Source organism: Telmatocola sphagniphila, from assembly GCF_018398935.1.
GTDB classification, from domain to species: Bacteria; Planctomycetota; Planctomycetia; order Gemmatales; family Gemmataceae; genus Telmatocola; species Telmatocola sphagniphila.
On record NZ_CP074694.1, the window covers coordinates 560,426 to 585,420 of the forward strand.

Sequence of the window (24,995 nt, forward strand, 5' to 3'; positions counted from 1 at the left end):
TCGATGGATCTAACATGAGTAAAGCGTATTTTGTCGGGTTAGATGTCGGTGGTACTACTATGAAAGCGGCCGTCGTCGATTCCGACGGGCTGGCCGGTCCCGCCGTGGTATCTGACACCGAATCCTATAAGGGTCAGGATCATGGCCTGGCCACCATGTGCGACACTATTCGAAAAGCGGTGGAAGCCGCCAACAAAAAGCTAGCCGACATCGCCGCAATCGGTGTGGCCACGCCGGGCACCATGGATATCAAAGCCGGCTTGATTCTGGATCCGCCGAACCTCAAACCTTGGCGGGATGTGCCCGTTCGTGATCATATTTTGAATCATTTCAAAATTCCCACGGCCTTTCAAAACGATGCCAATGCTGCAGCGTTCGGCGAATACTGGGTGGGAGCCGGCCGTACTGCAAAAAGCATGGTTCTATTCACACTGGGTACTGGAGTCGGCGGCGGAATCATCATCAATGATTACGTTCTCGAAGGGGAACACAGCCACGGCGGAGAAATTGGACACCTGAAAATTGAGATGACTAATGGCCGCCGCTGTGGTTGCGGCCGATTGGGGTGTCTGGAAGCCTACGCATCTGCCACGGCTGTTGTAAAGCGTTGCGTAGAGGCTTTGGAAAAGGATTCCGGTCATTCCGTGCTTCGCCAACTTCTGAACAAAAAGGAAAGCGAACTCACCAGCCGGGCGATCTTCACCGCCGCGGAACAGGGAGATACTCTCGCACAAACCATCGTGGAAGATACGGCGTATTATCTGGCAGTCGGGGCAATCAACATGATGCATACGATCGACCCCGATGCGATAGTTTTTGCGGGAGGAATGATCGCGGCCGGAGAATCGTTCCTGAATCGAATCCGCTACCACATCTGCGAACTCGCCTTCCCGGTACCGGCTTCGAAGACAGAAGTTCGCTACGCGCTACTGGGAAGTGATGCGGGTTTCATCGGAGCGGCGGCCTGTGCCCGTCAACTCTGGTTGAAATCGAAATAAAGGATCAGCCAAAATCCAATTCTTCGGCTTGCATAGCAAAGATAACGGCCAATACCACCGGAATCAGAATGAATAGTTGCGAGAGAATCAGCTGAATCCAGTGATTGCGGATTCTATTCAAGGGCCAAATCAATAACAGCAACCAGGCGAGAGGGCTCAGAGCAACCAATAGGAAGCTCTTGAGCTCGACCTCGCTGTAGGTTTCATAATGTGCCGCCAGAAGCAAACCGGGAAGCAGTACTGCCATCGCTGGGGCGATACCCCCACAGTCGATATCGGCGAACATCGCTAAGCAAGCAATTCCAAAAAGCGAAACGGCCAGAACGGTTGCAATGTCAGAAAATAGGCCGCTGTGTGCGTAGAGCAGAATAATCGAAGCTCCACCGAAGGTCATGGAGAGTCCCAGAGGGATTGAAAACCCGTTTACTCGGGAGCAAACACGCTCTAATGTCAACCATTCCAGGACGACCGTCACGGCAAAGACTTCAAGGACCCATTGATGATTTTCCTGGTATTCTGCCGGAACCAGGAACCAGCTTGCAATCGTTGCCAGAACTACTTTGAAGAGTAGTAGCACATCGAATCGTAACTTCACCGTTCGTAAAGCCGTCCCAAGTAACGTCATCCCTAAAGCTATCCAAAGCAGATAGTGCCAGGTGGCTTTTTCCGGCTTCAGCGGAATCAATCCGCGAAAGGCGTTCCCTGCGATCAATCCGGCCATCAAGGCGTAACCCGTCGCCAGCAAAGAGTTTTTACGTCCCGAAAGCCAGAGAGAATGTCCGAGAATGGCGGTAGTCGCGATGAAAGTGGGAAGAATTTCTTCTCGAAAGGCTTCCAGGACCAGATGACGAGGGGGAAGGGGTGGCAACATGATGTTTCCCCAAAAAATAAGCCGACGATGTAATCGTCGGCCGGTATCTGAAGATTAATTACTTCTTCGCTTTTACGTCCAGAGTCAGACTGACTTCATCTTCGATGATTCCCTTGCCGTACGCCATGCCGAAATCCAGTTTGTTGATTTTGAACTCGCTCTTGAGAGTGAGGTTGTCATCGGCCACCGTGACTTTCGCCGGAATCACAATGCTTTTGGTTTTGCCATTGAGAGTGAGGTCGCCAGTAATGTTGTAGCCAGCCGTCGTCGGTTCAATCTTCGTCGATACGAATTTTGATTTCGGGTTGTTTTTCACGCCGAAGAAATCCGGAGCCTTGAGGTGATTGGTCAATTTTTCATTGTCCGACCAGGTCGAGTCCATATCGATTTCAACCGTAATCTTGCCCTTTACAATATCCTTGCCTTCCACTTCGATCGACCCAATCAAAGTCTTGAAACCGCCTTCATGCTTGCCGTCTTTTTTCGTTCCGACGAACTTGATTTCGGTATTTTTCCCGCTGAGTTCAAACTTGGTGTCCGCCGCGGAAACCTGAAAGGCACCGATGGCCGCCAGCAGAACCAGCCCGAAAAGATTACGAATCATATGTCCTCCTTAGAAATGGGATTGAGCCTTTCACCTGTTAATTCCGAAACTGTTGGTGATGGCTCAATACATGTCTCATATATAACCGAACTGGCCTCTTCTTACACGAAAATTGAATGAAATTTTATTGCGGGCTCAGATCGTCAGGTTGCTCAATTGCCGGAGCCCTCTCCGAGGGTTGCAATTTCCGTTTTTTCCAAATTTCGCTGGACAGAAAGCCGTTTTGCCAGCTTCGAGCCTTGAGGAGAACCAATCCATGGGAGGCCAACAAGGGATCGAAATTCACTAACTCTTTCGTTTGCAAACGGGTCGAGAGCCTGAAACAGAAGTACATCATGCGGAGTCGCCATCGAGCTCTGCGCGCCGCAGCTGAGATCGAAGGAATTCGAAAATCGCCCACGACCCATAAACCGCCTGGGATAAGGGCAGAGCTCAGAAGTGCTATGACTGGCTGCAATTCCTTTTCGTCGAAACAATCGAGAAGAAAGTTGGTGATTACCAGATCGAAAGTCCCTTCGGGCACTAAGAGTTTTCTGATGTCTCCCGTTTGAAATTGCACTCGTTTGCCATCGATCCCGGCGGCCTCCATTCTCCTTTTCGCCAACTCGCGCATCTTCCGGCTGAAATCAATACTCTTGACTACAGCCAGGGGATTTGCACGCAAAAATTCCCGAAGGAAACGCCCGTCTCCTTCGCCGATAATCAGCACTCTCTTTGCGTCTTTTAGTGAATCGAGCCAGCCGATTCGACACTTCTGCAGAGAATCGCCGAAGACGATCTTCTCGATCCAGTGGTAATGCGGAGCCAGCAGATCGAAACTCAAAGCAGACACCGAACAAAAAGAGGCGACAGTAATGACACATCGGCTAACACCCGAAGAACGCGAAGACTCAGCCGACTATGGAAAAGATGTAATATCCCCAGACAAGCGTAGGAAAGCAGGAAACACCCACCGAACGGCGCGGGACTGAACACTGCCGAAAGTGCCACCGGTATGAAGGCGAGTGCCAGGGAGATTCTCGCCATTTTTCGCTCGGAGTTTTCCCAAAGTGTAATCATCAGACAATTGACGAAGCAAACCGAGCCAAATCCGACGACTGCGGCAGTGGACTCCGGAAAAGGAATATTCTCTTCGGCAATCAATGATACGCTTACCCCCGCGGCGAAGAGTAGGGCCACGCTCAATTCCTTGACCGCCGTTTTACTCAACATTCTGCTGCCGTGCACTGCGACAAAATAAAGTGCCACGAGCAAGCCTAGTATACCGCCGCTCAGTCGGGTTCGTTCGGGAAGCCAGAGGCTCAAAAAGGCCCCCATTGTTAACGACAACAGAGCTCCGCAAAGAAAAGCTTTCGAGTATCGGGCTGCGAACTTGTGCCTATCCTGCCAGACGGTGCGGGAATGCTTCCGAGTGTCGAGCCAGTGATCGGCCAGGTATATTCCCCAGACGATTAATCCTAGAACAATCGATTCGAGGGCCGGTAACGGAACATGGAAAATGTAACAGAAAAAGGACTGCCAGATCACCGCAATAATCGGGGCATCCAAACTCAGAAGGTGAGGCCAGATCCACCAGGGCCACTCAGGCAATTCCGAAGACATTGAATGCCAACTACTTGATGACTTATTTGGATCGCAAAATCTTGTTCATATTCTGCTTATAAGCTTCGACACCCGGTTGGCCATAAGGATTAATATTCATCAACCGCCCCTCAATGACCGTTGCCAGCATCAGCATCTGCATCAGTTGCCCCAAAGCATGCTCGTTAATAGCAGGCAAGGTAATATCCGAAGAAGGTCGGGCAGAGTCCGCATATGCCTGCATAGTGCCCTTATAAGCGGCATCCAGAACATCGGGCATTGTTTTGCGGGAAATCCCGTTTAAATCATCCTGATTATTGTCGGCCATGCCGATCTGCATCGGGACGTGGCGAACCGCGCGGATCAGAATATTGTTGATAACTTTATCCCGCGAGCCTTCCTGATGTTGTTGGCCGCGCGAGTGCAAATCTCGCGGCTGCACTACCGTCAACGGCGTGGCTCCGCGGCCCCGTTTGCCCAACGATTCAGAAAGCAGTTGATCGTACCACAAACCCACCGCTTCGAGCTTCTTTGTCCAGACGGAGAGAACTCGCACGTTCTTGCCTTTCTCCTCCGTCATCAGGTAGTTCACGGCGGCATATTGCAACACGGGATTACGTTCGAAGGGCTCTTCCAGGAATCGCTTGGTCATTGAGGCCGCACCGATCAGAAGGGCTCGGACGTCCAGACCCATCACGGCCGCGGGCAGCAGTCCGGCGGCTGTGAAAATGCTGAACCGGCCTCCCACATTTTCGGGAATCGTAAGGATCTGATCGTCCGCAAAGCCTTCGGCTTTGAGTAATTCGCGGAATTTACCGGTAGATCCTGTGATGGGGACGATGAATTTACGAATCTTATCCAGACTGTTGCCATAGTAGCGATTCAGTTCGTTTCGAATGATCCTGTAGGCCGTCGCCGTCTCCAGCGTTCCTCCTGATTTCGAGATCACAATCGTGCCCCAGCGTTCTTCGCGCAATTCCGGATCGACGCAAGTGTTCTCCAGAAGTTCGATTAAGTCCTGCAGGGAATCGTTGTCGACGGTATGGCCTTCAAAATAGATCCGAGGCTTGCCTAACCGCATCCGGGGCGGCAATTCGTTATGCTGGCCATGACAGAGCGAGTCGAACAACGCCCTCGCACCGAGGTAGGATCCTCCGATTCCCAGGAGGACTACGCGATCCACGTTGTCTCGAAGTCGGGACGCCACGGCCAGTATGCGACTCAGTTCGCTGCTATCGCCGCGCGTGCGAAATTGTTCGAGGAGTAAGCCCGGGTAATCGATGAACCCGGAATCGAGAGGCTTGAGATGGGGCGGCGGATTCCGGATCTCCCGCTCGCCGGCCACTCGCGAGCGAATCGCTTGAAGTTGAGGTTTGAGAGCCTCCAGCCTCTCCGGAGTCAGGAAGTTGTTGGTCTGCAACTCTCCGAGCGGAGTCCAGCTCTCCGACGTGGGGATAAGCATACCTTGATAGTTAAAGTCGATTGCTTCATCCGGGAGCTGCATTCAGAACGATCCGGGCGACAGGGTGCCCGCTAGACGCGGATTTCATATACGTTTGAGAATACGATATCTGATCTTTTTAGAGAGTAAACTCCCCCGATGAACATTCACGAATTGATTGGCGAACTCCGCGAAGACAATAAGAGCAAGATTGTCCTGCTGGTGGCCGATGGTTTAGGCGGCCTACCGCTTACCCCTGGCGGAAAAACGGAACTGGAGACCGCCCGGACGCCGAACCTCGATAAAGCGGCCGCAGAAGGGGTTACGGGATTGAGCATACCGGTGCTCCCCGGAATTACCCCCGGTAGCGGACCGGGCCATCTTGGTCTTTTTGGTTACGATCCGCTGCAATATCGGATCGGCCGGGGTATTCTCGAAGCGCTCGGCATTAATTTTCACGTCACGGACAAGGACGTCGCGGTCCGCGGAAACTTTTGCACTCTGGACGCCAGCGGCAAAATTTCCGATCGCCGGGCGGGTCGGCCGACTACCGAGCGTTGCGTGGCCATGGTCGAAAAAATGCGATCGGTAAAAATTCCGGGCGTGGAAATTTTCGTCGAGCCCGTGAAAGAGCATCGTTTTGTCGTCGTTTTCCGAGGGGAAAATCTGGGTGATGCCGTAAACGATACCGATCCTCAAGCGATTGGCGTTGCACCCCTACTGGCGCACGGAAAGGACGAAGCTTCTAAAAAGACCGCCGAGTTCGTCAACCAGTTCGTTACGGCAGTCGGGAAAGTCCTGGCAAGCGATGTACCGACCAACGGTGTGACTCTGCGAGGATTCGCCCGTTATCCCAAAATCGGAACCATGCAGGAAATATACGGGTTGAAGAGTGCGGCCATTGCAGTCTACCCGATGTACAAGGGGCTGGCTCGCCTGGTCGGAATGGATATTCTGGATGCGGGTAGCACTCTGAATGATCAGATCACCACCCTGAAGAAAGTATGGAACGATTACAGCTTCTTCTTCCTGCACTACAAGTATACCGACAGCACCGGAGAAGACGGGAATTTCCCGGCCAAAGTGGATATGATCGAAAAGTTGGATGCGGCGGTCCCCGGAATTCTCGAGTTGAATCCGGATGTCTTCATCGTGACGGGGGACCACAGCACTCCCAGCAAACTGAAGAGCCATAGCTGGCATCCGGTGCCGACGCTGATTCGAGCCGCATCAGCGAGAACCGATGCAGTGACTCGCTTTAGCGAAAGCACTTGCCTGCAAGGAGGTTTGGGTCAGTTTCAGGCCATGCACTTGATGCTCATGGCCATGGCTCATGCCGGGCGACTAGGCAAATACGGGGCTTAAGTCCACTGCGACCCGGAAACCTCCGGGTCGCATCTTCGCTACTAGAAGAACAGTCTTCGCACATCCAGGAACAGCACGAACGCCATTAAAGACAGGATGAGTATCAATCCTGCGTAGAGTGTGAGTTCCAGCACCTTTTCGTTGGCCGGTTTGCCGCGCAGCTTCTCGTAAATCAAAAAGACCATGTGCCCGCCATCCAGCACAGGGATCGGCAGGAAGTTCACAACAGCCAGATTCACATTGATCAAGCCGATGAAAAGTATGAACTGCCAGATATCTTCGCCGGCGATATCGTACGAGAAGGAGGCGATGGTCAGTGGCCCGCTCATGGTCATGGCGGAAATTCGGCCGAACAGCATCGCATAGAGATTCTGGTAAATCACCCGAATCATGCGCAACGTTCTGTGGCCCGCTTTCTGGAATGCTTCTCCGATGTTTTCCGCTTTGTTAATGGCCAATTCGGATTCGAAAAGGAAGCCTCGGTCCACTCGCGGCCAGGTTTTATCTTCTACCGCCGTGAAAGCGACGATGGTCGGTTCGGCGTTGCCGCGTTGGATCTTCAGTTCAAAATTATGCGTCGGCAGCGATTGCATGGCTTCGAAGAAATAGCCCCACTGATTGGCGGCAATCGGCAACCAACTCTCCAATTTTTTGTCTTCCTTGTTTTCGTACTTCGGCTTGATCTCCTTGATCACATCGCCCGCTTTGATTCCGGCCTGATCGGCCGGTGAGTTTGGTTCCACGGCTTCCACGATCGGCTCGATCGTATAGCAAAGTCCGAGCGCGGGAATGGATAAAGGGGATTTGGCATTTAACATCAATTCCCGATAGTACTGGGCATTTCTATCCCATTTCAGCTCGAATTGAATCTGGGTCGGGGCATGCTCCACCGAACGAAGAACCGTCATCAGAAGTTTATCTGACTTGGGATTGCGAATCGCCCAGGCGTCGAGATCCTCGGGCAAGCGAGATGGATCGAGAGCTTTGATCCCCGCCACTTTGGGGTCGAAATTGCTGGTGATAATCGTGTAGGATCCATCTGACTCCGGCAGCTTCAGTTCGACGATCTTATCCCCCGAGTCGGCAGCGCCGGGGGTCAGTTCCTTCAATCCTTTTGCTTCCTTATTTGCCTGCACCGGGGTAGCTTCCGCGGCGGCTGAATTGTTTCGAATCCCGCTGATCCGGCCGATTTGCATTCGCACCCCGAAAGTCTGCGTGTACTGCGGCGGTACGGTGATGCTCACTTTTTCGCCGTTGGAGCGAAGTACTTTCACCTTCAATTCGGAGCCGCGCTGGGATTGCAGCTGATTGTAGAAAGTCTGGAATTTGTTCTGATAGTTGGCGAGTTCTTCTGGAGTCGAAGTGAGATCAATCGCTTTGCCGGCGGCATCCTCGATCTCGATGAACTGATCGCCCTGTTCGAAGGCCGGTTGCGCATTTGCGGCGGCGGACATCTCGCGCACGGGCTTGGTCGAAGCACGGTGGCTCTTGAACAAGGAAAGTGAATTTCCGGGAGTGACCCCGATCACGGGGTAGGGGGGTTCATCGCTTCGAATCGGTTCCAGATTCACTTCGGTGAGCGTCCCATCGGGAGATTCCAGCTTGAACGGAACAATTTCCCCCTTGCGGGTGCTCATGATGATGGGTTTAATGTCGTCGAACATCGGGGAGGTCAGATTGCCGATGGAGCGAATCCGCATATCCGAATGGATGTTGCTGCGCCAGGCGGGTGAGCCCGCTTCCACGGCTCCAATTATCGGTGCCCGTTCTTTCACGCCATTGCTGTAAGCGATCAGGAAGCAGACCAAGGCCAGGAGCAAGTTCATCACTACTCCGGAAGAAATGATGATCATCCGGCTGCCGACGGATTTATTCTTGAAAGATCGCGGGTCCTCCTCCGCATCTTCCGAATCGACGTTATCCCCTTCGCCGAGCATCTTTACGTAGCCGCCCAGAGGAATCCAGCCGATCTTATACAAGGTCTCACCATAACGGAATCGGCACCCGGGAATCGGTTCCCCGAAACCAATACTAAACGTTTCGACGCGAACGCCGCACAACTTGGCGGCGAGGAAGTGACCGAGCTCGTGAATGAAAATGACGAGGCCAAGGCCGATCGCTACTTTGCCGACATCGGGAATGCTCAGCTGTTTGTAGATGATGAATGCAAAGATAGCAATCACAAACAGAAACGGCATGGCTCGGCCCAGTTTGGAGGGCTCGGCCGCTTTCGCATCGTTTTCGGGATTGTCGGGTTGTTTAACAGTATCGCTCATTGAGTTATATTATCCATTTCTCGCTTATGACCATTGCTCGACTTCCTGCCTCGCCCAGCGGTCCGCGGCGAGTAGTTCTTCCAAATTCGGAGTGCTTAAGAAGTTATGGGCCTCCAGCACTTTTTGACAAGCAGAAGCTATATCCAGAAATCTCAGAGTCCCATTAAGAAAACGTTCCACGGCCGCTTCATTCGCTGCGTTCAACACTGCCCCGGTGGTGCCTCCCTCTTCGAGCACTCGGCGTGCCAGTTTCGGAGCCGGGAAGGCCTCGAAATCCGGTTGGGAAAAATTCAGACACTTCAAGGTCTGCCAGTTCAGACGTTTCGCCGGACCGGCCGGTCGCTCCGGATGGAAGAGGGCGTATTGGATCGGCAGTCGCATGTCCGGCGGTGAGAGTTGGGCCATAACGGACCCATCTCGATATTCGACGAACGAGTGCACTATGGATTCCGGATGCAAAATCATATCGATCTGCTCGGCCTTCAGATCGAATAGCCATTTGGCTTCGATCATTTCAAGAGCCTTGTTCATGAGAGTGGCCGAGTCGATCGTGATCTTTCGTCCCATTCTCCAGGTCGGATGATTCAGAGCGTCTTCCACGCTCACCGAGGATAACTCATTTCGGTGTCTGCCTCGAAACGGCCCGCCACTGGCAGTCAGAACCACCCTTTCGATATCCCTGGTGCGATTTCCCTGGATCGCCTGAAAGATCGCACTATGTTCGCTGTCGATCGGCAGGAGCTTTGCACCGCTCTTTTGAAGGGTTCGAACGGCCAGATCTCCGGCCACGACTAATGATTCCTTATTGGCCAGGGCGACGGTCTTTCCCGCTTCCAGGGCCGCCAGGGTACTTCTGAGCCCCGCCGAGCCGACTATGGCGTTTACTACTAGATCGACTTCCGGCCGCTGCAGGCGATCAACTAGGCCCTCTAGCTGGTCTCCGGTGCCGTGCCAGGCCGGTTGCCAACGCTCGACCTGTTGCTGGAGGAGTTCCCGGTTACGGTGCCCGGTCAGTCCGATTACTCGAAATTGATCCGGGAACGCGGCCAGCACATCCAGGGTATTCACCCCGATTGAGCCGGTGGAGCCGAGAATAACGATGCCCTTCATAATGGCAATTCGCTCATAACAATAAGAACTTGAGATATTTATAGTGCGAGAGAACGCGATAGAGAGGCTCAATAAAAAAAGCCCGCCGAAGCGGGCTCATTATTTGTCTGGGTTAATCAGGTCTTTGGTAGGAAGTTTTTGCCCATGTAAAGAACTAGCAGTGCAACCGCTGCTGCAATGCCCAACACTAACAAAACTCCCAGAATGCTGAATTTCCTCGGCTCTTCTGGTACCCAACCCGGGGTGGTGTTGTAATGCGAATCTCGTGCCGAGGGTGGACGGCTGGTGTTGAAACTCGAACCGGGATGGAATCCGGCGTTAGAACCGGTGTTGACCGCCGGTAAACCAGCGTTGCTGCCATATCCGACGGGGTTCGCTACCGGGGCCGGCGTGGGAGCCCGCATTCCGGAAGGCGGCGGGTTCGGCGTCCGCATATCGGGGGAAGTCGCACCCCAGCTTTGCTTGGCCCCCGGATTGTGCGGAGAGGCCGGACTGGCGGTTGGAATCGCCGTTCCCATGTGACTCTTGGGCCCACTGGTGGCGACTTCCGGGATGCTCGGCATGGAAGACCGGGAGTTTCGGGAATCGTACTGCGCACGCGGGGCGTTATAGCTGTTCGAACGACGCGGCAGAGCCGTTTCGTTGGCGAAGGGCTGAAGGCTCTCCACGATTTCATCCGCATCGCCGAATCGCGATTCGGGTGCCTTTTGCATCAGCTTTTCGACTACGTCCACCACAGGTTGCGGGACGGTGTTATCGATGGTGTGGATGGAAGGTGGCTGTTTGAATTGATGAGCCATCATCTTCTCAACCGCGGTACCATCCGGGAACGGATACTGGCCCGCCAAGCAATAGTACAGTACACAACCGAGGCTGTACTGGTCGCCCGCCGGCGTCCGGTTGGTCGGTTCCATGATGCTTTCCGGGCTGCAGCAATCCAAGCCGCTGGTCAGGGTGTTGGCGGTCGACATGGTGTCGACAAGCGATTCCCCTTCATTTTCCACCAGCAACGAACCGATGCCGAAGTCCAGAACGCGGGCCTGACCATCTCGGCCAATCATAATATTCGAAGGTTTCAGCAAGCCGTGGAAGATGCCGTTCTGATGGCAGACGGCAAGACCCTGAGCCACCTGGAGGCCTACCTGGGCGGCCTGTCCTGGCGTCAGTTTGCCTTCGCGGGCAATCTTCGCTTCCAGAGTTTCCCCTTCAACCAGGGGCCAGGCCAAATAATGCTGGCCACCGGAAGTTCCCACATCGACGAAAGGAACGACTGCCGGGTGATTGACCTGACTGAAGGCTCGGACCTGTCGTCGAGCCAGACGCACGTTCCACATGCTCCGCCGGGGAAGGACCTTGATCGCGTAGAGCTGATTATCGCTCTTGGAGGACGCCTTGTAGACCTGGCCCATGCTCCCTTGGCCAATGGCATCGATCAGGACGTAGGGCCCCAGAACCAATCCTTGGGATTTGCCGGAAAGAATTCTCTCCGACTGAAAAGCCGTCAGGACTTGCTGCTGAATCAGGAAGTCTGCCAGTGCGGGTGGCTCAGCGCGTGGATTTCGGCGTAGGAAATCCCCCACAATTTGATCCAGCTGACCTCGATCAATCAGGCCGCTCCGGCGTAGGTCCCATACGAACCATTCGCAAGCGCCTAAATCACTCGTTACCATGTAAGAACCACCCTTAGGGAATGGGATGAAGTCCCCAAAGTGCATCCATGCTCGGATCGGGGCTTGAGTCAATTATCTATAAGTAAACTGCAATTGTGACAGAATTATGCCACGACCGTTACTTTCAGCTTAATTTCCGTTTTCAGCATGTCAACCATGTTGTTGGTGGTTTTCCTACTGATCCGTTTCCGTAATTTGTAGGGATTGCACGATTGCGTCGGCTGGGTAAGAAGTTTCGATTAGGGGAATTACTCCCAGATTTCCTAGCAAGACTGGTCGTAACAGGATTAACAACATGAAGTTCGAACCGTACATGCTCTGCCCGTGCGGCAGCGGAAAAGGCCTCAAATGGTGCTGCGGAGATACATATCCTCAATTTTTCAAAGCCATTGGAATGATCGAATCTGGTCAGCCAGAGTCGGGAATTCGCCTAGTTGAGGAGCTCTTGAAGAAGCACCCCAACGATCCTCGAGTAAAAATTTATGCGGCCCGGGCTTATTATTACGTTCAGAACTTAATTCGCAGTGAAGAGTTGACGGTCGATGCCCTGAAAATCGCTCCTAAACTTCCCAGCGCTCTCCTCATGAAGGCGATGATGCTGTCGCGCCAGCAGAAACTGGCGGAAGCGATCGAAGTCCTTCACGAAGCGGCGGACTACTTTCCGGAAAAACAAAGCGACTCTCTTAAGATCGTTTGGGGGATGATTGCCGATTTCGAATATCATCGCGCCAATTTTCCGGCGGCCAAGCTCGCCTTCATAAAGCAACTGGAGCATGACCCTCTGGATGAAAAACGGAAGGAAACTTTCGAAGCTTATTTCGTCAATGAAGAGGGCGTGCCTCAGTTCGTGCTGGCCGACTATTCCTACCAGCCGGGCACCATTGCACCCCCATCGACCAATAAATTGCTTTCCGCGGAGAATCTGTTTGCGAAACATCTCGAACAGAATCCGAACGATCAGGCCGCAAGATTCAATCTGGCTTTGACGCGACTCTGGCTGGGGAAATGCGCCGAGGCGATCCGGGAATTTGAAATTTATCAGGATCTCGAGTCCGATCCGGTTCGCGCCGCGGAGGCCGGTTGCTTGCGAGAAGTCGCCTCGGAAGTATTTGGGTTTGAAGACTACTGCGATCACTTAAGCTACATCTACCATTACCAGATAGTGGATGGCGAGAAACTCGGACAAACGGTTCAGAAACTGCTGGCCGAGAACCGGCTGGGAGTAGTGGGCCGTTCGGAGGAATCCGGAGCTGTTGCCCTGACTTATTTCCGACCCGAAACCATCATCGATCCTGCCCACCCTCCCAAATCGCGTCTGCCTTTCTGCAATATTCATCTGGTTCCGGGGCAGGTAATCCTCGAGCATATGAATCGCGAGAACGTCGAAACGACAAAAAAAGAACTGGATGCGATACTCGGCTTTTCAGTTGAGAAGCCTGAATTCGAACAGCGATTCGATCGATGGCAGAATACGTTCAATCAACTAATTCCCGTCACCAATGAAAATCTTCCGCCGTCGGAATTTGTCATCCTCGTCCGGGACAGTCTCATCAAGTATCTGGAAGAGCAATGGTATCATAAGCCGCTGAAATCCCTGGGCGGTCTGTCGCCGGAGCAGGCGCAACAAGATCCCAAAAAGAAGAATCGGCTGGAAGGATTGGTGCAATATCTCGAGTATGTGGCGATCGTGACTTTTTTCAACACCAATCGACTGATTCGGGACGTGGCTTTGGAGCGCCTGCCGTACGATTTCAATCGACTCCGACGAAAATTGGGCATTACCCACAAACAGATCATCGCTTCGGGCGATCAAGCCACCGAGATTGAGACTCTCGATTTAGGCGCCGTGACAGAACTGGCTAAATCAGAGACCGTTCCTTCCCGGTTGGTAAAACTGTTCGACAGCGCCATCCGCTTTCAGGATTTTGATCTCGCGGGCCGTCTGGGAGAAAAGATTATCGCACTCCCTCCCGAGCAGGAACCCCGAGACCGCTCGAATTATTACATCTCGATAATGAACGCTGCCTTCCGGCAGCAGAAGTTTGAAGAGGCCGTTCGCTGGGCCGAGGAAGGTCAAAAGCATGTGGCGATTGTGGCCGATCCATCCACTCAAATAGATTTCATGACGCGAAAGCTGAAATGCCAGCTGATGATGAAGAAAAAAGAGGGCATCGACGAGGAGATGCAATCTTACGATGCCGAATGGCCGCAGCACCTCGAACTGCTGGCGGGTGTTACGGAGACTCTGTTATCGAACGGAGCCCCCGATTTGGCATTGAAATACGCCGAGTATGGGACTCGTCTCGCCCAGAAGGCTTTGAAGCGGAGTCTGGAGAACGGCTTCCAGGAGATGGCGGCTGAGGCTCGTAAACAATTGGCCAAGAGCTAGAATTCCAGTTCTTCTTGCCAGGCCAGCGGCACCACGAAAATCTTGCCATCCCCGATTCGCCCTGTTCGGGCGATCTCTTGGATTTTGGATAGCGTCTCGGGATTCAATTCCCGATTCGCCCAAAGCGAGATTTCCACTTTGGGTAAGAACGCCAGACTATATTCGCTGCCGACGTAGCGTTCCAGATACCCTTTTTGTCGGCTATAGCCTTTCGCTTCGTGAACGATCCAGGAATCGATACCTAAGTCCACCAGAGCTTCCAGAACTGCCTGAGCCACGAAAGGCCGGACGATCATTGTGAATTGTCGCATGACTAAAACCAACCCCCGGTTATCGGCAGGACCTGACCGGTAATGTACTCCGTCTCTTCACTGGCCAGGAACAGCACGGCATTGGCCACATCTTGAGGCAGCCCCAATCGACCCATCGGAATTTGCTTCTCGTATTCGGCCCGGACCTCGGGTTTGATGCTTTCGATCATGGAGGTTTGGATGACGCCGGGGGCGACGGCATTCACGGTAATTTTCCGACGGGCCAGTTCCTTGGCTAATACCTTTGTCAAAGCGATGACGCCGGCTTTTGCGGCGGCGTAGTTCGATTGACCGTGAAAGGGAAACAAACCGGCAATCGAGGCAATATTCACAATTCGGCCATGATCGCGCAGAATGGTGTTGGCCGTTTTGCAGCAATGAAACACGCCATTCAAATTGGTGTCGAGGACGAATTGCCAGTCGTCGAGAGTAAGATTCTTCAGAGTTTTGTCTCGAAGCACCCCGGCGTTATTCACCAGAATATCCAGTCCCCCATCCTTCTGCTGAATTTCGGTCATGATGGCTTGCATGTCCTCGGGCTTTCGAACGTCCCCCGACACGACTCGTACCGTACAACCGGCCGAATGGAGACGGTTAGCCAGAACTTCCGCATCCCGGAAGTTCGCGCCTTCCGGGTCATTCCAGTAGTGCAACCAGACGTGAGCACCGGCCTGCGCGAAGGCTTCCAGAATGCAAGCCCCCATGCCGCGCGAGCTCCCGGTTATCAGCACGTTTTTAGATTTGAAGTTGTAGTTGATCACTTATTGCTCCTAAAATAGGAGAATGTTCGGAAGATTCGAAGAACATTTTATGAGTTTGCCAACTACGCCTTGCAATCCCGATCAGATCTTGGCAAGAATCCCCTTATGCAAGGATGCAACTGATGAGTGATGTCTCGACTCCTTGCAGTCTTGAAACTCAACCTGCAAGAACGCGGATCATGCAAGGACACAACTACATACGGATTGCTCATTTCAGCGATATCCATGTCCAGTGCGATGTGAAGTGGAACCTGCGGGACTACTTCTCGAAGCACACCACGGGATGGTTCAATTACAAAATTCTGGGTCGCGGCTCCCGATTCAGGCGTAATGACGAAATTCTCGCAGCCTTACGCCGTGAGCTGGAAACGAATGCTTTCGATCAGGTCGTGATGACCGGTGACGTTTCTTCTTTCGGTCTGCGGGAAGAATTCGCGGCTGCCGCCGAGAATCTGCCATTGCAACTACCCGGCGTGATCACTCCGGGAAATCACGATTATTACACCAAAGCATCCCGGGTGGGAGGCAATTTTGAGAAGACTTTCCGCAACTGGCAGGAAGGGGAACGCATTGAAGCCGCTCTCTATCCATTTGCTAAGAAAGTTGGAGATTTCTGGATAGTCGCTGTCTGTTCCGCGACCGAAAACCGGGGCTTCTGGGACGCTCGCGGCCGTGTGGGCGATGAACAACTGGCCAGGTTCGATAAATTGTGCGAACGCTTGGAAGGGCCGAAAATTCTGGCAACGCACTATCCCATGCTTCTTCGCAAGGGGCAACCCGAGCATCCCGGCCGGCAGTTGCGGGATGCCGACAAGCTGGCGAAACTCGTCAAAAAGCACAAATTTCTGGCCTGGTTGCACGGGCACCGGCACCGCAGCTTTTGGTACACACCCACGCCCAAACATCCTTATGCGATGATCTGTAGTGGTAGCGTCACCCATAAAAAGCGGTGGATGTATCTCGACATTCTGGTGAGCCCGCATTCGATCGAGCTGAACCGTCGCATGTATTCTCCCAAAACGCAATCTTTCTACACGATCGATGTCATCACCATTCCGCTGCACGCAAATTTGAACGAATCGGAGTGTAATACGGAAGGGAGTTTGTTATCATCTTCGGCGACGGTCTAATTTCTCTCCGAGGATTCGCTGATGAGTTTCTCCATTCGGTCGTGCCTGGCCATCTTCTGCGCATTTTGTCTGGTTTCCGAGAGTTACGCCCAACGAGAATACGGTTTCGATAACACCAAGTCGACAGGCCAACCCTATCTCAAACCTCAGGAGTCGCTTTCCCGAATGAAGGTGGCCGACGGCTTTGAAGTGAAGCTCTTTGCCGCCGAGCCGGATGTGATCAATCCCATTGCCATGACGGTGGATGAGAGAGGCCGGATCTGGGTGATCGAGTGCTACGAATACCCCAAGCGCACGGCCAAAGGGAAGATGCCGCGCGATCGGATCAAGATCCTCGAATCGACCAAAGGGGACGGCGTCTGCGATAAAGTAACAATCTTTGCCGAAGGGAAAGACTTTCCGGTGCCCTTCGATCTCGCCAGCGGTATCGAAGTAGGTAATGGCGGGGTTTACGTTGGAGCGCCGCCGTATCTGTTTTTCATCGAAAACAAAAATGACAAGCCGGGCAAATTCGAAATCCTGTTGAAAGGATTCGGCAGCCAGGACACGCACGAAACTTTGAATACTTTTCAGTGGGGGCCGGATGGCTGGCTCTATGGTCTGCAGGGAGTTTTTACTCACTCGGATGTGAAGCCTGGCCAGGCGGACGGTGTGGCCACCCGCTTGAATGCGGGCATCTGGCGCTACCATCCGACCACGAAGAAATTCGAAATTTTTGCGGAAGGAACCAGTAACCCCTGGGGAATGGACTATCGCAACAGCGATGGCCAGTTCATTCTGTGCTGTTGCGTCATTCCCCACCTGTTTCACATTACCGAAGGCGGCAGTTTCAAGCGACAGGCCGGGGCGAGTTTTAATCCCAACGTCTATTCCTACATCCCGGAAATCTGCGATCACATTTTTCACAAGGAAAGCGGTTGGGCGCATGCCGGGCTGGTGTCGCTGGATACGCCCTTGATGCCGGAGAAATATCGCAACAGCGTGATATTCGGCAGCATTCACGGCTCTTCGCTGAAGCAAAATATCCTGGCGCCGAACGGGGCCACCTTTAAAGCGACTCGAGGAGATGATTTTCTGGTCAGTGGCGACAAGAACTTCCGGCCAATCAATCTCCGTTGGGGTCCAAATGGAGAAATTTATTGCATCGACTGGCACGACCAGAACCCCTGCCATCAGGCGGCTGCGGATGCCTGGGATTACGAACGTGGTCGGATCTTTTCGATTCAGACCAAGGGATTGAAAACGCAAGTCGCGGAGGATCTCGGAAAATGGGATCTGACAAAACTTACTAACGAATTAATTCGAGCTGATAATCCTTATCGATGGCGGACGGCGTTGCGAATGCTTTATGAGAAGAGGCGGAGCTCCGCTAAGCCGGACGACAAGGAGATTGATCAACTAGTACAGGATTTGCTCAAAAAACTGAGTGAGGAATCCGAATTGCCTTCAACTAAATTACGCATGTTGTTTGGGTTGGAAGCACTTCGTCATGGGGATCTGTTAGAAGCAGTCAAGATCCCCGCGCTTCAGCACAACGAGTTACTCAAGAGTTGGTTGATTCGGTTGATCGGAACCCGAAGTGATCAGAACATTAATTCAGATAAGGTTCAACCGTTAACTTCGAATTTGAAAGACCCCAATGTTCGATTGCAACTGGCAATTCTTGCTCGCAAAAGTCACGATATCAATTTACTGCATCAACTTTTGGAAACGAGTTCCGATCCGAACCAGATCGCGGAAAATCAACAACTTTGGTTGGCAATAAATCAGGAACTCGAGGATCCCGAAGCAAGAAGGCAGATTTTGAGTTGGTTACAGGAATTTAGTAGGAAAGCTTCATCGAATTCAGGTTTTTTATTGTCTCAAACTATTCGTAAGTTTGCATCATCAGGTAAACCGAATGATGTAGATGCAGCTATCCGGATTATTGAAACAGTAGCGAGTCAAAATCTGGGCGCGAAGGTTAACTCCAATCTTTATAAACAGCTCCTGGAAAGTTTGATTGCTGGCTTGCCCGAGAAAAGCCAGAGTACCCCGACAGCTTGGAGGAGCACGCGTTTCTATTTGTTGTCGGAGGATAATAAAGATCTCCAGAAGCTGATTTTCAAGCTGGATCTCTTATTTAAGGATCCGGAAATCTTAAATAAAGCAAGAAAAATCGCCCGCGACACGTCTGCCTCCGAGTCAGATCGGATCGATGCCATCAAAGGAATGGCCTCGGATACTTCGGAGAATACGAGAATAGAGCTCGAACTTCTGATTATGGCCAGTAATCCCACGAAAATTCGCGTTGCGGCCGTGCAAGCTTTAGGGAGTATTAAAGATCTAGAAAAATCGCTAGCTATCTTGAATCTTTGGGCAGACTATCCCAAGGAAGTCCGAAGCGAACTACTTCAACTATTCAGCTCGCGAAAGCCACTCGCAAAAGCACTCCTTCAGGCCGTGGAAAAGAAAAAGATCCTTCCCACCGATCTCAACGACAACCTGATCTTAAAAATGCAGGCCTTCAAGGATAAGGAGATAGACACGATGATCTCCAAATCCTGGGGCAAAATTCGTTCGACCCCAGCCGAGCTCAATGCCGTCATCGAAAAGATGCGCGGCGAGTTGAACAGCGGCGGCGGCGATTTTGCCAAAGGCCGGCTGGTATTCGAAAATCATTGCTCCAAGTGCCACGTTTTTGAAGGAAAAGGGCGTCAGGTGGGCCCATTACTCGAGGGAGCGGACCGCGGGATAGAGTATCTGCTGGTTAACGTGCTCGATCCCAACCGGGTGGTGGGGGCTCCGTATTACATGCGGACTATCAACTTCCAGGATGGCAAAGTCGAAACGGGAATTCTGGAAAGCGAAGACGACAAAAATATCTCGCTGAAGGGCGAGAATGGCGTCATCAAGAAGTTTTCAAAAGCGGATATCGAAGAGATCAAGGTTTCCGAAAAATCGCTGATGCCTGAAGGCTTAGGCTACAACATGACGCCGCAGGATTTTCGCAATCTGGTCCGATATGTGATGCGTGATCCCTATGTGGGAAAAGTGTCTCTCCAACTGCCGCAGCACAAGGAGAATGAATCCCTTTCCGTGGATGTTCCGGTAACCGGGCGGATAACTCTCCCGGAAGCCATAACGAAACAACTGGTCACCGTCCGAGCCTCGGTCGATTCGCCTGCAGCCCTGAAAACCACGCTACTGTTGGGAGTGGGGCACGATGCCCACGTTCGCCTGAATGGTCGGGCGACTCGCTTTGTGGGTAACAAATCAACGGTGCGGCCCGATGCGTTGCGCTGGGAGGTGGAGCTGAAGCAGGGAGCGAATGAATTGACGGTTACCTTCGAGTACGAAGGAAAGCAGGAGGAGGTCTACATTCGATTTCTGGATCCGGAGCGAAAATTGACAAAGTGAGGCGGGCAAGAAGGGGAGCCAAGCTCCCCGATTTTTTACTTGGCCAGATTCTTGAATTTGATGTTCTTGAAAATCACTTCCATAGGATTGCCCGCATGGATTTGCAGGGCGATCACACCGGCGGGAGGTAATACTTCAAATTCCTGATCGACGGTGGTGACGCCGTTGATTTTGATGGTCACTTTTTTGCCGACCACTTTGATGTAGTAATCGTTGAAGTCATCCGGCTTGAGCACTGTACTCACATCGTCCCATTTCGAAGCCTTCAGCATACCTTCCTTCATGCCTTCTCCATACAGGCTACCCCAATAGCGGTCGCCCATATCGCATTGAGGACCTTTGACTTTGAATTTTTCTTTGTCGAAAATTTCGCTGCGAATCTGCACGCCGCTGTTGCCGGTCCACTTGGTACCCGTGAGTTTCACATCGAAATGCAATTCAAAATCGGTGTACTTGGTTTTCGAGCAGAAAAAGGTGTTGAAGCCGGGGTTGGCGTCGGTTTTCCCGATGATGCTCGAGCCTTCGAACTTCCAATATTTTTCCAGACCTTCCCAGTTGTCCTTGCTCAGGAAATCGGGATCGGCCGCTTTCGCAAAAGCGCCCAGCAGGCCGAACAGAGCCAGGGAGCAGAGCAATTTCAATTTCATAGGAGATCCTCGGAGAGTGACATTCAGCAAAAGGGCGATAGTCTTGGGTATAGCGGTGCGGTTTGCAATTGGCTAATCCCCTTTTAGCCGATCGGCGGCGATCAGAAATTCACCGACGAAAAAGTCGAAGGGGAGAAGCAGACAATTTCCAGGGCGTCACGCTTCAATTTTGGAGCCGTGAAAGAATTCGGGCGGTCGAACCAGATCGAGGAGAATCGCTTCATTTTCGCCGAAGTATAATGCGATTTTCTGCTGTTTGGCGAGTTCCAGCAATGCCAGAAAGAAGCCGATCAAACGCATTTTGGTGCGGGGCGTTTCAAAGATCGATTCGAATGAAATCGGCGCCTGTCGATTCAGTCTGGTCAGGATACTATCCTCAAAAAAAGCTTGCGGCATCTCGTCGACGATAGTCTGAGATTCATTTTTTTCCTCCCACTCGCGAATGAGCTTCCCGAACGAGTTCAGGAGATCCCAGATCTCCACTTTTTGAAGTGAGGTGGACGCTTCCAGGGATTCTTCCTCGGGGATCGCCTGGCGGGCGAGTTTTTTGCTTTGCTGCGAGGAAATAATTTCCAGGAGGCTCGCTGCTTTCTTGATGCGACGATATTCGATGAGTTGCTGAACCAGAGAGTGCTTTTCCTCCTCGATCGGGCTATCTTCCGTCGATTCGCCGCGCGGCAGCAGTTGCCGACTTTTAATTTCCATCAGGGTGGCGGCAACGACCAGAAAGTCTCCCGCCAGTTCGAAATCGAGCCATTTGAGTATGCGGATATGCTCGAAGAATTGATTGGCGATCCCGGCGATCGAGACCTCCCGCAGATCGATCTCATTCCGCTTCACCAGGTGAAGCAGCAGGTCGAACGGTCCGGTGAAGGTCTGGAGCCGAATTTGAAAATCCGTCGAGTCCATGAGGACTTTATACGGTTATCATTCGTGAACGTACTCTGCGGAGGATTCGATATCCTCCCACTGCAGAACGTCAAACCGGCAATGCGGATTGGTGCCCATGTGCAGGGAGTTCAAATAGGCATCCTCCGCAAATGGTCCCGCCTGCGGCAGATAGCGGATAGGTATGCCCGAATATTCCCGGTAGACGTATACCTCGTCTCGCGAAGTCGCGTAAGCGAAATTCGCCGTCGGAAGTTTGATTTCCCCTTGATCCAGCAGGGCACTCTGAAGTGACTCCGGCATCCCGACGATGCAGACTTCCTGGCCGGTGCATACGGTCACCCGATATTCCGGTTCGGCCTGGAAGAAAAGTTCCTGAAGCGATTCCGATAACGATCCGAAATCCGGAAACTTCTGAGCGTAAATATCCGAGAAGTCGACCTGGTTCAGCTTCATCAAAATGAACTGACGTGCTTGTTCCTCGACGATTTCCTGTAAAGAAGTCTCCAGCTGCTTATTCTTCTTGGCCGAATCGACGGCGAGATTGAACTGCTTTTCGATCTTCAACTGCATCTTCTGATCGACTTCCCTCATGTCCTCCGGACTCAACATATCCTTGAAGATATCTATGGCATCCTGAAGGGAACCCGCACCAAAGGGCAGCAGCAGCGATCGCGTTTCCGGCAACGTCCCGACGGCATTCTGACGCATCTGACGCAGCAGATCCATCAATTGCTTGCGGCTGTAGCAAAGTTCCTGATGCTGGGTCAGCAGGCTGCGTTCCGCGCATCGGTAAATTTGAATCATGCTTTGACAGTACATGTACTGCAACCAACTGCGAACGTACGTATTCAATGCATCCATCAGCGTCGACGAACGGGTTTTCGTCTGCTCGGAAGTGCTGACGACATTCAGGAAGCGCAGCGCCTGGTTAGCCCGGGCAAATTGATCGTTCTTCGTTTCGTCCAGCTTGCCACAAATCTGGTTCAGAGTCTGGTGCATCATCTCATTGGCGACGATCGCTCCCGCGAGGCGGAAATCATATTCGTCCGTCATGCTGGAGGAGATTCCCACGACTTTAGGGGTGAGATCTTTCACCAATAGATCGGTGCGATATTGAATCGCTTTTTCGGTCTTGGAAAGGCTTGTGGAAACTTGCTTGTCTTCCGGGTTTCCGAAGGCCGAGCGGATTCGAGAAACGACTTCCCAAACCGTCATGGGGTCGGGATCGCGGGAGAACCAGCCCTTGCTTTGCAGTACGCTGGTTTCCTCTTCCAAAAACTGGCTGATCTGTTTGCCGAGAAGCTTGACAATTTCCGCTTCCAGAACCGCGGACAGGTTATCCACGGAAAGCTCGAATTCCGACCAGCGCTGCGAGATTCTCGAGCGTACTTTATCTTCCAATATTCCCGAATCGTTGGAGATCCAGCGGGCGATGACCGTCTGAGCCAGCCAATCGGACAAATGCTGATGGACCAGTTTGCGAGGCCAGTTGTGGGAAGCTTTTTCGAGCGTCGTGAAGCAGGTGTCGGTGTTCGTCGTGTCGGTTGTTCGCTGCCGTTGGCGATCGAGATGACGGCCGAAGGGCGAGAACGCATCGTTCATCAAAAGATCGACAATCGATTCCGTACCGGTCACTTTCAGATCGAGAGAATCGTTCGAATTGCCAGAGATGGAGTTTCCATAGGGGAAACAGTAAAAGCGATCGTAGGGGCTGTGAGTCGGCTTGACGACGGAATCGCGTTCGTCGAAGATCGCCGAATAGTTTTCCGGTTTTTGCGTGTAGTGATGCAGTTCCCGAAGGCTGGCATAGCTGTTGGACAGCGCGGTGCCATCCAGTTTTTCCCGATCGACGTTCGGAACCTGGAATAAGCCCACGACTTCGGAATCCGGCAGACCCATTTTTTTCAGCTTGTGCTTCACGGCATAGGCAGCATCGATGAACATGCCACTACCGGTGCCACCGCCCAGACCGGTGGCGATGTAGATTCGCGGCCGATTCGTGCGCAGGCCTAACTGAGTGTGCTTGGCAGCCTTGGCGAGCGCATCCGGATGGATCGCCTTCAGGATGAAATTCTCAATTTTATCGACGATTGAGCGGTAATGATCGATGAAGGCTACGCGACCAAAGGCCCGGATCCCCAGCGTTCGAGGCTGACGCGGCAATTTGTAAAGTAATTGCGGATCGAACCAGCCTTCAATAATCGTGCGGCCGTGGCGTCTCGGTTTGAGATAGTAGCTGGAACGGTGCAGTTTGGCGTGGATAATCTCCTCTTTGCGGAGATATGGGTAATAGCCTTCGTCTCGGATTTGCTCCATCAGATTCGGATCGGTGTCCAGAAAGAGCATACGAATATTGGGCAAATTATTCGGAAGGCCATATTCCGAAATCATCTGCTTGCGGAACTCTTTCATGATCTTGAGGCCCGTGCCTCCCAGGCCGATCATGATGATCGGTCGAATGCAACCATCGCCGGTGATCTCAGGAATGACGATGGGGGACCGGATCATCGAATTGACTTGATCGCCGAAATGATCGGTATTGCGAAGATTCGACGCCGGGAAAGGAGTTTCGGAGGTACCCCGCGCGAGTTCACCGAATTTGCAGGATTCTTCTACCTTTTCCTCGGACAGCAACGCGTGCGGCACAAATTCAACCGGTTCGCCGCGAATGTTCGACAGAGCCTGGATCAGTTCCTTGCAACTGTTGAACCGATTTTCGGGTATTTTTGAGAGCGCTCGGCCAATGATGGCCCGCTCGTTTGACGGCAACGCGGACAAATTGGGGATGCCGTGCGTATGCATCAGCACCAGCTGCTGAGGATTGACGCCTTCGAAAGGGCGCGTACCCGTCAGTAATTCCTGGTAAACAATTGCGAGACTGTACTGGTCGCAATACGGGGTGACCATGCCGCGAAGTGTTTCCGGCGCGGCATAGACGGGAGTGACGCCACCCGTCACGGCCGATTGCAAACCCTCGAGTTCTTTGACTAACCCGAAGTCGGCCACCTTAACGTGGTTGTGCAGAAGAAAGAGGTTTTGCGGCTTTACGTCCAAATGCTGCAACTGATGATTCACATACATCAGGTCCAGAACCTCGGCGGCCTCCGCGAGGTAATTCAACAACTCTTTTCGCGGGATGCCGGGTTGCTGTTTACCCCGGTACAGTCGATAGTGCTCCCAGAGGTTGCAGTCGGCCAGTTCCATGACGATGAACAGCCGGTTTTCGATAATGTCGTAGCGTTCGAGCGAGAGCAGGTAAGGGTGGCGAATCGACTGGATACGTCGAAGCGCTTTCAGTTCCTGCTCGGCATGCCGCAGACTGTTTTGGTCTTCGAAAGCCGAGGTAGCGATGAGGTTGCCATAAATGATCTTTATGGCTTTATGCAAACCGCCAGGCGCTTCCGCTTTCCAGACTTCGCCGAAACCACCGCTACCAATGCGCTGGATCAAGCGATAACCGGGTATGGGTTCCGCGTTTTGCTCAATCCTAAGCATACGACACCAGGGGGATTAATATGGTCACGTAAACTTTCACCGGGGGACAAACAAAT

The 24,995-nt window shown here is 52.6% G+C and carries 18 protein-coding genes; 5 read left to right on the plus strand and 13 right to left on the minus strand.

What is annotated here, in order from left to right; genetic code table 11:
- The first annotated feature begins 14 nt into the window (after positions 1-14).
- On the plus strand, positions 15-998 hold the full coding sequence (locus KIH39_RS02485; RefSeq protein ID WP_213497696.1) for an ROK family protein: 984 nt from the start codon (positions 15-17) through the stop codon (positions 996-998).
- Positions 999-1,002: 4 nt separating this feature from the next.
- On the opposite strand, the gene KIH39_RS02490 is transcribed toward KIH39_RS02485, so the two are convergent.
- From KIH39_RS02490 to KIH39_RS02510, 5 genes are all read right to left on the minus strand, one after another.
- Positions 1,003-1,869: a hypothetical protein gene (locus tag KIH39_RS02490; RefSeq protein ID WP_213497697.1), complete on the minus strand. Its 867-nt coding sequence runs from the start codon at positions 1,867-1,869 to the stop codon at positions 1,003-1,005.
- A 58-nt stretch (positions 1,870-1,927) separates the two neighbouring features.
- Positions 1,928-2,473 (minus strand): YceI family protein, encoded by a 546-nt coding sequence (locus tag KIH39_RS02495; protein WP_213497698.1) that lies wholly within the window; start codon positions 2,471-2,473, stop codon positions 1,928-1,930.
- Between the two features lie 124 nt (positions 2,474-2,597).
- Complete coding sequence (locus KIH39_RS02500; protein WP_213497699.1) at positions 2,598-3,296, minus strand: class I SAM-dependent methyltransferase; 699 nt, start codon at positions 3,294-3,296, stop codon at positions 2,598-2,600.
- Positions 3,293-4,075, minus strand: coding sequence for a hypothetical protein (locus tag KIH39_RS02505; protein ID WP_213497700.1), 783 nt, complete (start codon positions 4,073-4,075; stop codon positions 3,293-3,295). The genes KIH39_RS02500 and KIH39_RS02505 overlap by 4 nt, the downstream gene beginning before the upstream one ends.
- 22 nt (positions 4,076-4,097) lie before the next feature.
- Positions 4,098-5,558: a glucose-6-phosphate isomerase gene (locus KIH39_RS02510; protein ID WP_213497701.1), complete on the minus strand. Its 1,461-nt coding sequence runs from the start codon at positions 5,556-5,558 to the stop codon at positions 4,098-4,100.
- Positions 5,559-5,654: 96 nt separating this feature from the next.
- On the opposite strand from KIH39_RS02510, the gene KIH39_RS02515 reads away from it, so the two are divergent.
- A complete protein-coding gene (locus KIH39_RS02515; RefSeq protein ID WP_213497702.1) occupies positions 5,655-6,860 on the plus strand; it encodes a 2,3-bisphosphoglycerate-independent phosphoglycerate mutase in 1,206 nt (401 codons plus the stop codon).
- A 41-nt stretch (positions 6,861-6,901) separates the two neighbouring features.
- Here the strand turns inward: KIH39_RS02515 and KIH39_RS02520 are convergent, their stop codons facing one another.
- From KIH39_RS02520 to KIH39_RS02530, 3 genes are all read right to left on the minus strand, one after another.
- Positions 6,902-9,136 carry a site-2 protease family protein gene (locus tag KIH39_RS02520; RefSeq protein WP_213497703.1) on the minus strand — a complete coding sequence of 745 codons (2,235 nt, stop codon included), beginning with the start codon at positions 9,134-9,136 and terminating at the stop codon, positions 6,902-6,904.
- 24 nt (positions 9,137-9,160) lie between these two features.
- Positions 9,161-10,246, minus strand: coding sequence for a 1-deoxy-D-xylulose-5-phosphate reductoisomerase (gene dxr, locus KIH39_RS02525; RefSeq protein WP_213497704.1), 1,086 nt, complete (start codon positions 10,244-10,246; stop codon positions 9,161-9,163).
- Positions 10,247-10,362: 116 nt separating this feature from the next.
- Positions 10,363-11,916 (minus strand): serine/threonine protein kinase, encoded by a 1,554-nt coding sequence (locus KIH39_RS02530; RefSeq protein ID WP_213497705.1) that lies wholly within the window; start codon positions 11,914-11,916, stop codon positions 10,363-10,365.
- Positions 11,917-12,211: 295 nt separating this feature from the next.
- On the opposite strand from KIH39_RS02530, the gene KIH39_RS02535 reads away from it, so the two are divergent.
- Entirely contained in the window at positions 12,212-14,305 is a 2,094-nt protein-coding gene (locus tag KIH39_RS02535) for a hypothetical protein (RefSeq protein WP_213497706.1), read from the plus strand.
- Here KIH39_RS02535 and KIH39_RS02540 read toward each other — a convergent pair.
- Together KIH39_RS02540 and KIH39_RS02545 are read right to left on the minus strand one after the other, a co-directional pair.
- Positions 14,302-14,616, minus strand: coding sequence for a P-II family nitrogen regulator (locus KIH39_RS02540; protein WP_213497707.1), 315 nt, complete (start codon positions 14,614-14,616; stop codon positions 14,302-14,304). The two genes, KIH39_RS02535 and KIH39_RS02540, sit on opposite strands and share 4 nt — an antisense overlap.
- Positions 14,617-14,618: 2 nt before the next feature.
- Positions 14,619-15,377 carry an SDR family oxidoreductase gene (locus KIH39_RS02545; RefSeq protein WP_213497708.1) on the minus strand — a complete coding sequence of 253 codons (759 nt, stop codon included), beginning with the start codon at positions 15,375-15,377 and terminating at the stop codon, positions 14,619-14,621.
- Positions 15,378-15,499: 122 nt separating this feature from the next.
- Between KIH39_RS02545 and KIH39_RS02550 the strand changes: the two genes are divergently transcribed.
- Both KIH39_RS02550 and KIH39_RS02555 read left to right on the plus strand, forming a co-directional pair.
- Positions 15,500-16,507 (plus strand): metallophosphoesterase family protein, encoded by a 1,008-nt coding sequence (locus KIH39_RS02550; protein WP_213497709.1) that lies wholly within the window; start codon positions 15,500-15,502, stop codon positions 16,505-16,507.
- Between the two features lie 21 nt (positions 16,508-16,528).
- Positions 16,529-19,906 carry a PVC-type heme-binding CxxCH protein gene (locus KIH39_RS02555; protein ID WP_213497710.1) on the plus strand — a complete coding sequence of 1,126 codons (3,378 nt, stop codon included), beginning with the start codon at positions 16,529-16,531 and terminating at the stop codon, positions 19,904-19,906.
- 35 nt (positions 19,907-19,941) lie between these two features.
- Here KIH39_RS02555 and KIH39_RS02560 read toward each other — a convergent pair whose 3' ends face one another.
- From KIH39_RS02560 to KIH39_RS02570, 3 genes are all read right to left on the minus strand, one after another.
- The gene (locus KIH39_RS02560) at positions 19,942-20,553 is read right to left on the minus strand and encodes a 3-keto-disaccharide hydrolase (protein WP_213497711.1); all 612 of its coding nucleotides are present in this window, start codon (positions 20,551-20,553) and stop codon (positions 19,942-19,944) included.
- A gap of 156 nt (positions 20,554-20,709) precedes the next feature.
- The gene (locus tag KIH39_RS02565) at positions 20,710-21,462 is read right to left on the minus strand and encodes a segregation and condensation protein A (protein WP_213497712.1); all 753 of its coding nucleotides are present in this window, start codon (positions 21,460-21,462) and stop codon (positions 20,710-20,712) included.
- Between the two features lie 18 nt (positions 21,463-21,480).
- Positions 21,481-24,939 carry a tubulin-like doman-containing protein gene (locus KIH39_RS02570; protein ID WP_213497713.1) on the minus strand — a complete coding sequence of 1,153 codons (3,459 nt, stop codon included), beginning with the start codon at positions 24,937-24,939 and terminating at the stop codon, positions 21,481-21,483.
- Between the last annotated feature and the right edge of the window lie 56 nt (positions 24,940-24,995).